Annotated in this window: 10 protein-coding genes; 6 read left to right on the top strand and 4 right to left on the bottom strand. The window is 64.1% G+C overall.

Annotated elements, in window-relative coordinates; all coding sequences use genetic code 11:
- Nucleotides 1-219 precede the first annotated feature (219 nt).
- Complete coding sequence (locus tag C8N32_RS10215; protein WP_107892891.1) at nt 220-612, top strand: DUF6858 family protein; 393 nt, start codon at nt 220-222, stop codon at nt 610-612.
- 1 nt (nt 613) lies between these two features.
- Here the strand turns inward: C8N32_RS10215 and C8N32_RS10210 are convergent, their stop codons facing one another.
- Nucleotides 614-1,804 (bottom strand): pyridoxal-phosphate-dependent aminotransferase family protein, encoded by a 1,191-nt coding sequence (locus tag C8N32_RS10210; protein WP_107892890.1) that lies wholly within the window; start codon nt 1,802-1,804, stop codon nt 614-616.
- Nucleotides 1,805-1,917: 113 nt separating this feature from the next.
- On the opposite strand from C8N32_RS10210, the gene C8N32_RS10205 reads away from it, so the two are divergent.
- The 4 genes from C8N32_RS10205 to C8N32_RS10190 are packed head-to-tail and all read left to right on the top strand — an operon-like array spanning nt 1,918 to nt 5,887.
- The gene (locus tag C8N32_RS10205; RefSeq protein WP_107892889.1) at nt 1,918-2,595 is read left to right on the top strand and encodes a tyrosine-protein phosphatase; all 678 of its coding nucleotides are present in this window, start codon (nt 1,918-1,920) and stop codon (nt 2,593-2,595) included.
- The gene (locus C8N32_RS10200; protein WP_107892888.1) at nt 2,592-4,328 is read left to right on the top strand and encodes an ABC transporter ATP-binding protein; all 1,737 of its coding nucleotides are present in this window, start codon (nt 2,592-2,594) and stop codon (nt 4,326-4,328) included. The genes C8N32_RS10205 and C8N32_RS10200 overlap by 4 nt, the downstream gene beginning before the upstream one ends.
- Nucleotides 4,329-4,341: 13 nt before the next feature.
- The gene (gene ygfZ / locus C8N32_RS10195) at nt 4,342-5,103 is read left to right on the top strand and encodes a CAF17-like 4Fe-4S cluster assembly/insertion protein YgfZ (RefSeq protein ID WP_107892887.1); all 762 of its coding nucleotides are present in this window, start codon (nt 4,342-4,344) and stop codon (nt 5,101-5,103) included.
- Nucleotides 5,096-5,887 (top strand): fructosamine kinase family protein, encoded by a 792-nt coding sequence (locus C8N32_RS10190; protein ID WP_107892886.1) that lies wholly within the window; start codon nt 5,096-5,098, stop codon nt 5,885-5,887. The genes ygfZ and C8N32_RS10190 overlap by 8 nt, the downstream gene beginning before the upstream one ends.
- Nucleotides 5,888-5,905: 18 nt before the next feature.
- Here the strand turns inward: C8N32_RS10190 and efp are convergent, their stop codons facing one another.
- On the bottom strand, nt 5,906-6,469 hold the full coding sequence (gene efp, locus C8N32_RS10185) for an elongation factor P (protein ID WP_107892885.1): 564 nt from the start codon (nt 6,467-6,469) through the stop codon (nt 5,906-5,908).
- Nucleotides 6,470-6,684: 215 nt separating this feature from the next.
- Here efp and C8N32_RS10180 point away from each other — a divergent pair, with 215 nt between their 5' ends.
- Nucleotides 6,685-7,005: a DUF6280 family protein gene (locus C8N32_RS10180; protein ID WP_107892884.1), complete on the top strand. Its 321-nt coding sequence runs from the start codon at nt 6,685-6,687 to the stop codon at nt 7,003-7,005.
- A gap of 62 nt (nt 7,006-7,067) precedes the next feature.
- Here C8N32_RS10180 and C8N32_RS10175 read toward each other — a convergent pair whose 3' ends face one another.
- Both C8N32_RS10175 and C8N32_RS10170 read right to left on the bottom strand, forming a co-directional pair.
- Nucleotides 7,068-7,424 carry a hypothetical protein gene (locus tag C8N32_RS10175; protein WP_107892883.1) on the bottom strand — a complete coding sequence of 119 codons (357 nt, stop codon included), beginning with the start codon at nt 7,422-7,424 and terminating at the stop codon, nt 7,068-7,070.
- Between the two features lie 59 nt (nt 7,425-7,483).
- Entirely contained in the window at nt 7,484-8,863 is a 1,380-nt protein-coding gene (locus C8N32_RS10170; protein WP_107892882.1) for a TolC family outer membrane protein, read from the bottom strand.
- Nucleotides 8,864-8,880 lie beyond the last annotated feature (17 nt).

Here is an 8,880-nt window from a genome sequence, read left to right as displayed (position 1 = left end):
CGAAGCTCAAGGCCCACCTGAGACGCATGGGTGCCAGACCCTTCGACACCTTGTTCCGGGCCCTCGGAGACATCCGCGAGATGTTCGACCCGCAAGAGTTCTGGAACTTCCTCAAAACTGCCGGATATGCCTCAGATTAAATGCAAAACGATTTAGGCTTTCACGTATTGTGTATTTTATATACATGAATTTTATTGACAGACCACAAGAAGGCCCCCGATGAAACAGTCCCTCCTGATGGAAAAATATCCCGTCTTCGACCTGATCCTGCCGAAGCCGGAAACCACCTTCGACAGCGCCGAGGCGATCATCGAGGCGCTGAAGGCAAAGGTCGAGGCGCACCCAAAGGTCGCCTACATTGCCACTTTCGATCACTACGCCCATACGAAGGCCATCGGCGGCGCGGTGGGTGAGGGTATCGCGGCGGCTTATAACCTCGTGTTCTGCTTCGGGCTGGCCCTGCCCCGGCCGCATGTGCTCTCGGTACGGCCGCGCTCCATCGGGGTGGCGGACATGGGGGATCACTACCACATCACCTTCATGGAACCGCCGATGGAGGCCGCCACGAAAGAAATGGAAAGCTGGTGCAAGGCGCTGGCCGACAAGACCTGACTTAGACCCCTGCCATGACCTGCGCGGCGGCGTCCAGCGCCCCCGCGCCATGGGAAATTCCCAGTGCGCGCAATCCGGTCTCGATCGCGCCCAAAGCCCCAAGCACCATATAGGCATTCACATGGCCCATATGCGCCAGCCGGAAATACCCGTGGAAGGCCGGATCTCCGGGGGCGGCCATCCCCAGCCCGATGCCGAGGGTGACGCCGGTATTGATTTCCAGCCAGTCGCGCAGGGCGGTCCCGTTGGGCGCGCCAAGGTGCAAGGTCGTTACCGCATGACTGCGCGCCGCCGGATCGGGAATGTTCGGGCGCATCTCGCCGCCTTCTCCCCAGACCCCGACCGCCGCCCAGACGGCGCGGGCCAGCCGCGCATGACGGTCGAGCGCATGTGTCAGCCCTTCCTCCATCAGAAGATCCAGCGCCGCGCGCAGGGCAAACAGGTGATGTGTCGGCGCTGTACCGCCGAAATAATGCCAGAACTCCTCCGGGTTCGCGCGCAGGGTCCAGTCCCAATAGGGCGAAACGAGATCCCCGCCGCACCGTGCCGCGCGCTCACTGAAGAAAACAAACGCCAACCCCGGTGGGGTCATCAACCCTTTCTGGGAGGCCGCAAGCAGAACATCCACGCCCCAGGCGTCCATCTCCATCCGCTCACAGGCCAGTGCGGCGATGGAATCCACCATCAGCAATGCCGGATGCCCCGCCGCGTCCAGCGCCGCGCGCAACGCGGCAATGTCGGTTCGGGCGGAACTGGCCGTGTCGGTCTGAACGGCCAGAACCGCGCGGATTTCATGGGTGCGGTCCGCGCGCAGGCGCTCCGCCACGCGGTCAGCCTCCGCGCCGGCCCGCTTACCGAAATCCATCACCCTGGCCTCAAGCCCCATTGCCTGCGCCCGCCCGGCCCAGCCGTGGCCGAACGCACCCGTGGCGAGAACCAGTACTTTGTCCCCGCGACAGCAGGTATTCGCCAGTGCCGCCTCCCATGCCCCATGGCCGTTGGCGATATAAAGGGCAACGTTCTGCGTCGTTCGGGCGACAGCACGCAGGTCGTCCACGATGCCCTGGACCAGGCGCGGCATCCCTGGCCCGTAGATATCCGGGGCGGGGCATTGCATGGCCTGCAAGACCTGGTCCGGCAAAACCGACGGGCCGGGAATGGCAAGATAAGGGCGACCATGACGCAACGACATGAACAATTCTCTCAAGCGGTCCCACCAGTTAGACACAGGGGGTAAGGGCGTCAATCGCTTGTCTTGCAGGGGCCAGACGGCTATGCCGCATCAAAGCGCCGTTGGGAGAGGGAATGATCCGACTTGTGAATACCGCGCTGGACCGCGCCGACGCCGCCCTGCGCCACGCCCACGGCAATGGGCTGGGCTCCGCCCGCGCGCGGGCGGCGGCCTGGGTACATGTTCTGCTGCTCGATCACGGACTGCTGCGCGGCATATGGACGAACCGGCGCGAGATCGCCCCCGGCGTGATCTGTACCAATCAGCCCTCCCCCGCGCGGCTACACCGGTTCGCGCGGGCGGGGGGGCGCAGCGTGCTCTCGTTGCGCGGCCGGAGCGCCGCCGCTCATCACCTGCTGGAAGAGGAAGCCTGCGCCACGGCCGGCCTGCGCCTTTACACCGTCAACCTTCAGGCCCGGAAACTGGCCTGCCCCGCCCGGTATCTGGACCTTCTGGACCTGTTCGGGCGGATCGAACGTCCACTCCTGATCCACTGCAAATCCGGCGCGGACCGCACCGGGCTTGCGGCGGCGCTTTACCTGATGCATGTCGGGCAGGTACCGGTTGAACAGGCCCGGCGCCAGCTTGCGCTGCGCTATCTGCACAACCGCGCCTCGGCCACGGGGATACTGGACCACATGCTGGATCGCTATACCACCGACACCGCCGACACACCGCTGCCAATCCGGGAGTGGTTCGAAACCCGTTACGATCCACAGGAGATCACCGAAAGCTGGGAGGCAACGCGATGACCGGCGAAGGCGTCACCCGCTGGCTGTGGCGCGGGTACCTGCGCCGCCACCTGCCGGTGATGGGGGTGGCGTTGTTGTTCATGTCCGTCGAAGGCGGGATGCTGGGGGCGCTCAGCTACATGATCAAGCCAATGTTCGACGAAGTCTTCGTCGCAGGCAACCGCACCGCGCTGCCCTGGGTCGCGGGGCTGGTCTTTGGCGTGTTCATCGCCCGCGCGCTGGCAGGGTTCGGCCAGCGGGTTCTGATGGCAGGGGTGGGTCAGCGTGTGGCCGCCCGCCTGCAACAGGATATGGTCACGCACATGCTGGCGCTCGACAGCCTGTGGTTCCAGAAAACCCCCCCCGGAAACCTGATTGAGCGCGTGCGCGGCGACACGCTGGTTGCCACGCGCATCTGGTCCACAGTACTGGCGGCCGCGGGGCGTGACGTGATCGCCCTGATCGCGCTGGGCGCGGTGGCGCTCTCCATCGACTGGGTATGGACACTGATCGCCGTCGGTGGGGTTCCGCTGCTTGTGATCCCGATCATCAGGCTGCAAAAGCTGGTCCGCAGGACCACCCGTAACGCGCGGGCCCGGGCGGCGGTGCTTTCCACCCGCCTGGACGAGATGTTCCACGGTATCACCACCATCAAGCTGAATCGCCTGGAAAAGCGCGAGGCCGGCCGCTTCGCCGGCCAGATGGACGGCTTCGTTGCCGCCCAGATGAAATCGGAGGCCAGCCAGGCCGGCATCCCCGCCCTGACGGATATCGTGGCCGGGCTGGGATTTCTCGGGGTGTTGAGCTTTGGCGGCCTCCAGATCATCGCGGGGGAAAAGACCGTCGGGGAGTTCATGAGCTTCTTCACCGCGATGGCACTGGTGTTCGACCCGCTGCGGCGCATCGGGAATGTCTCGGGGGCGTGGCAAGCGGCACTGGCCAGCCTGGAACGTATCCATGCCGTGTTCGCGGACAAACCTACCATCGTCGCACCCGCGCGCCCGCGCCTGCCGGACCTGCCGCCCGCGAAATGCGACATTTCCCTTGAAGACGTGCACCTCGCGTTTGAGGACAGCCCTGCCCTGAACGGCTTGTCCATGAACGTGCGGGCGGGGGAAACCACGGCACTGGTCGGACCCTCCGGAGCGGGCAAGAGCACCGTGTTCAACCTGCTCACCCGGCTGATCGAACCGCAATCGGGTACCGTTGCCGTGGGGGGCGTTCCGGTGGACCAGATCCCCCTGCCCGATTTGCGGGGGATGTTCTCCGTCGTTTCGCAGGAGGCCCCGCTTTTCGACGAAACCCTGCGCGACAATATCCTGCTGGGCCGCACAGACGTCTCAGAAGACCGCCTTCGGGAAATCCTGCACGCCGCCCATGTCGCTGACTTCCTGCACAGCCTGCCCGCCGGGCTCGACAGCCCGGCCGGCCCGCGCGGATCGAACCTGTCGGGTGGTCAGCGCCAGCGGATCGCCATCGCCCGCGCACTGTTGCGCGACGCGCCGATCCTCCTGTTGGATGAGGCGACATCGGCTCTCGATTCCCAGTCGGAAAGGGTGGTACAGGAAGCTCTGGACAGGCTCAGCCACGGGCGCACGACACTGGTCATCGCCCACCGCCTTGCCACCGTGCGCGATGCACACCAGATCGTGGCGATGGATAGGGGCCGTGTCGTCGAACACGGCACCCATGACGCATTGTTGGAAAAGGGGGGCCTGTATGCCGGGCTTTACCGGCTGCAATTCGCCACCTGAAGGAGGAAACCCCATGAAAGGCGAAGCCGCACCTGAGCGCATCGTCCTGGAAATGACCGGCACGGACCGCACCCGGTTTCTGCAAGGGCAGGTCAGCAACGACGTCTCGGACTGCGCCGGACGACTGGTCTATACCGCGATGCTGAACCCGCAGGGCAAGTATCTGGCCGATTTTTTCGTCACCGATCTGGGCGACAAAACCCTGATCGACGCACATGAAAGCCTTGCGCCGGGGGTGGAGAAACGCCTCTCGCTCTATAAACTTCGCGCCGATGTCCAGGTGCGCAACAGTGGCCTGCACGTGCAGCGCGGCACCGGCCCCGCGCCAGAAGGCGCCTTTGCCGACCCGCGCCACCCGGAACTGGGTTGGCGCGCATATACCGCCACCCCCGGCACGACACCGGACACAGATTGGGACGCGATCCGCGTAACCCACTGCATTCCCGAATCCGGGGTGGAGCTGATCGCGATGAAGACCTTCATCCTCGAAGCCGGATTCGAACGGTTGAACGGAGTGGATTTCCGCAAAGGGTGCTATGTCGGGCAGGAAGTCACCGCACGCATGAAGCACAAAACGGAGCGGCGCAAGGGCCTGACCACCGTCAGGATCGCGGGCGAGGCCCCCCCCGGCACCGAGATCCTGGCAGAGGGCCGGATGGCGGGCACGCTGTTCACTCGCTCGGGGGACAAGGCCATTGCCTTCTTGTGGTTCGACCGGGCCAAAAGCCCCCTTCAGGCCGGGGATGCCACCCTGACCTGGCCGGGAGATGCCTGACCGCCCGGAGATCGAGGCGGGCCTCGGCCCCGTCGCCCGTATCACCGCGATGCGGGGTGGCGACCTCTCACAGGTGTTCCGGGTGGAACTGGCCGATGGCAGCCTTGCCGTTGCCAAGACCGGCCCCCTCGTTGCGCGTGAGGCCAGAATGCTGCGTGCCATGGCCCGCGCGGGCGCCCCCTGCCCGCGTGTCCTGAGCCTGCGGGGCAATCTGCTGCTGATGGAGCACCTGGCCGAAACCCCCACGCCGCGCTGGAACAGCCTTGGGGCAGCTCTGCGAACGCTGCATGCCCGCATCGGCACGACTTATGGCTGGGAAGAGGATTACGCCTTCGGCCCGGCCCGGCTGCCCAACACCCCCTGCGCGGACTGGCCGGAGTTCTGGGCCACGCGCCGCCTGCTGGCCTGGCCCGAAGCTCTGCCCATGGCCATCTCCCGCCGGGTTGAACGCCTGTGCGCACGGATTTGCGGGCTTTTGCCCCGGACCCCGCCGCCGGCCCTGCTGCATGGGGACCTGTGGGCGGGAAACGTCCTGTTTACCCGCAATGGGGCTGCCCTGATCGACCCGGCCTGCTACCATGGCGACCCGGAGGCGGACCTTGCCATGCTGCACCTTTTCGGCCAGCCTGGGGCCGGATTTGCCGATGGTTACGGCGCCTTGCCCGAAGGCTGGCCCGAGCGCCGCCCGATCTACCAGATCTGGCCCGCGCTGGTACATTTACGTCTGTTCGGAGAAAGCTATCGCGGCCTCACCGCCCGCCTGCTTGACGCGGCGGGCGCCTGATACGACTGTGGCTATGCGCTATGCGCGTTCGGCGTATTCCATCGTCTCGGTATTGACCACGATGTCTTCGTCGGGGCCGACAAAGGGCGGCACCATCACCCGCACACCGTTGTCCAGCACCGCAGGCTTGAAGCTGTTGGCCGCCGTCTGTCCTTTGACGACGGGTTCGGTTTCGACAATCCTGCATACGACTTTCTGCGGAAGGGTCGCGTTCAGGGCCTCGGAGTCATAATATTCGACGACCACGGTCATGCCATCCTGAAGAAAGGGGCGACGTTCCCCCAGGATTTCCGCGGGCAGTTCGATCTGTTCGAAGGTTTCGGTATCCATGAACACCAGCATCCCATCGGTTTCATAAAGAAACTGCTGGTCCTTTTGCTCCAGCCGGACACGTTCCACCTTGTCGGCGCTGCGGAACCGTTCGTTCAGCTTGGACCCGTTGCGCAGGTTACGCATCTCGACCTGGGCAAAAGCCCCCCCTTTGCCAGGCTTGACATGTTCGACCTTTACCGCGGCCCAAAGCCCGCCGTTATGCTCCAGCACATTTCCGGGCCGGATCTCGTTGCCGTTAATCTTGGCCATGAAACAAACCCTTACTCAAAGGTTGATAGGATCTCGGGCGCACCTATATCTTGTCAACTGCACCCTGGCAAGCCGACCATATGCGGTAGAGTTTCGGCCCCGCGCATGCACCCAGCGCATGGCAGGCATTCCAAAACGGAAATACCGAATCGAAACAAAAGCGTCATATTCGCCCTACGCCAGAAAATGCAAGAGCAAGAATAAAGGACGACGAGATGGCCGATTTCGTTGATGGCACCGCTTTCAATCATGAGCAAGGCAACCGGGCGCGCAAGCTGTTCGCCGCCGTTGTACTCGCTGCTCTGGATGACGCGATCGCCGATGACAAGAAATACGGGAATGGTCCCGAACAGATCGCACGTTGGGCACGCTCTCGCGATGGTCGCGAGGTGCTGAGTTGCGCCGGAATCGACCCGAACGAGCGCGTCGTCAGCGGGCTGATGGAATTCGTCGCCAAAGGGGTGCGGACCTCCGTCGCCCTGTCGCGCGAGGAAAGTGAACGCCGGCAAAATCAGGAGCACGCCGAAGCCGCCTGATATACGGCGGCTCAATCTGAAGCCTGATCGAGAAAACACCCGCAAGGCGGGTGTTTCTTTATTCAGTACTTCTGCTGATTGACCAGCGCCTTTCGCAACTCGTTGCGGACAAGGCGTTGCACGTTTCGCGACATGCGCGCGCCCAGTGCCCCGTTAAGCTCCTCGCGCACCAGCTTGCGGACAATATCGCGCAGCGCATCCTCATCCATCTCCGATGCGGTGTCGGGCGCGAGGAGGGAAAAGGGCTCATCCGGCTCCGCCGCACGACAGAACACCGGGGCTGGCGAGCCTTCATCTTCCGGTGCATCGATCCGCCATTTCGGATCGAGAAGAAGGCATTCATCCGCAGTTTCGGACACGATCCTTCGGATCGAGTCGAGCACATCCGCAGGCTTTTCCGGTTTGCCGGTCTCCGTCATGGCAGACCCTTCGTTGCGTTTCGCACAGCGTGACACAGGCACCGGCCGCACGCCAGTGGCTATTTGCGCCCGGTCCCTTCGATGATGCGTTGCAGCTTTTCCCCCTGGATACTGATCGGAGCATTTTTTACGGCGTTGTAATGCAGCACCGGATCATAGATCGGCACCCCCAGGTCCAGATGCTCCGCCGTCAACAGGCCCATAGAGGCCAGAACGGCATAGAGTGCCTTGTATTCATTCGCCTCGGCGGTAACTCGGGTGGTCCGGGCGTCCAGCAGGTCCTGTTCGGCATCCAGAACATCCAGCGTGGTACGAGACCCGAGCCGGGCCTCATCCTGCGTGCCCTCGAAGGCCAGCTGTGCCGCGCGGATCTGCCCATCGCTGGCGGCCAGTTGGGATCGCGCGACCGAAAGCTGCGCCCAGGCATTGCCGACATCCCGGTCGACGAGGCGCACCGATTGCAACAGCCCGGCGCGCGTGGCCTCCACAGCATGCGTGGCCTGCCGCGCGACGGCCCGCAGCTTGCCACCCGTATAGATCGGCTGATTGAGCGTCAGACTGAATTCGGAGCTGTCGTCCCCGTATTCATTTGCCCCAAGCGAGGCCCCGGCCCTGACCGTCGGGCCAAGCGCGGCACGGGCGCGGGATGCGTTAAGTTCGGAAACCCGCACGTTGTGCTGGGCGCTGACGACCGACGGGTGCCCCTTCACGGCCACCGTGCGCGCACCGTCCAGACTCGCGGGCAAAGAGGGTTTCGGCGGGGTCCCTTTCAGGGGGCCGGGATAGCGCCCAACCGCGAGCTTGAAGGCCTCCCGCGCGGCGACCAGTTCCCCCTCCGCAGCCACCAGGCCGCTGCGGGCCGCCGCCAGCGCCGCCTCCGCGATGGAAACATCGGTGCGGGTCACCTCACCCACATCGAACCGATCCAGAGTGGCGTCCAGTTCCTGTGAGATCAGGCGCACATTGCTTTGCTTAAGATCTACGTTCCGGATGGCGCTGCGCACGTCCATATAGGCCTGCACAGCACTCAACAGCACCTGCTGTTCCACGTTCACCAGATCGGCACGGGTCGCAAGGACAGATTCCTTGGCCGAATCCACCGCAAGACGGTTTGCGCCGTTATCATAAAGGGTAATCTCGGCGCTCAGCGCGACCGAGTTCTCGGTGTCATAGCTGCTGATGCCGCCAACGCTGCTGAGATAGCGATCCGTGTATTTCGACTGCGCCACGAAGGCCAGAACCGGGCGCAGCGCGGCAACCGCCTGCGCGACATCCTCATCCGCGGCACGCAGCAACGCACGGTTCTGTTCAAGGAGATTCGAGTTCTGGTACGCCGCGATGAGCGTATCGGTCAGGGTCTCGGCCCGGGCGGTCGCAACACTCGCGAGCACACTGGCGGAAACCAGGCCGGCAGTCAGAGCAGAGAAAAGAAACTTCATCTTTTTGCCTTCGTTTT

The sequence above is a fragment of the Rhodovulum imhoffii genome, assembly GCF_003046545.1.
Taxonomy (GTDB): domain Bacteria; phylum Pseudomonadota; class Alphaproteobacteria; order Rhodobacterales; family Rhodobacteraceae; genus Rhodovulum; species Rhodovulum imhoffii.
Note: the sequence above shows the minus strand (reverse complement) of the source record. Positions and strands in the feature narration are given on the sequence as shown.

Coding starts and splice junctions, on each gene's coding strand:
- ygfZ (WP_107892887.1), top strand. CDS start 4,342: ATGAAAGGCGAAGCCGCACCTGAGCGCATCGTCCTGGAAATGACCGGC.
- efp (WP_107892885.1), bottom strand. CDS start 6,469: ATGGCCAAGATTAACGGCAACGAGATCCGGCCCGGAAATGTGCTGGAG.
- C8N32_RS10210 (WP_107892890.1), bottom strand. CDS start 1,804: ATGTCGTTGCGTCATGGTCGCCCTTATCTTGCCATTCCCGGCCCGTCG.
- C8N32_RS10215 (WP_107892891.1), top strand. CDS start 220: ATGAAACAGTCCCTCCTGATGGAAAAATATCCCGTCTTCGACCTGATC.
- C8N32_RS10190 (WP_107892886.1), top strand. CDS start 5,096: ATGCCTGACCGCCCGGAGATCGAGGCGGGCCTCGGCCCCGTCGCCCGT.
- C8N32_RS10180 (WP_107892884.1), top strand. CDS start 6,685: ATGGCCGATTTCGTTGATGGCACCGCTTTCAATCATGAGCAAGGCAAC.
- C8N32_RS10200 (WP_107892888.1), top strand. CDS start 2,592: ATGACCGGCGAAGGCGTCACCCGCTGGCTGTGGCGCGGGTACCTGCGC.
- C8N32_RS10205 (WP_107892889.1), top strand. CDS start 1,918: ATGATCCGACTTGTGAATACCGCGCTGGACCGCGCCGACGCCGCCCTG.
- C8N32_RS10175 (WP_107892883.1), bottom strand. CDS start 7,424: ATGACGGAGACCGGCAAACCGGAAAAGCCTGCGGATGTGCTCGACTCG.
- C8N32_RS10170 (WP_107892882.1), bottom strand. CDS start 8,863: ATGAAGTTTCTTTTCTCTGCTCTGACTGCCGGCCTGGTTTCCGCCAGT.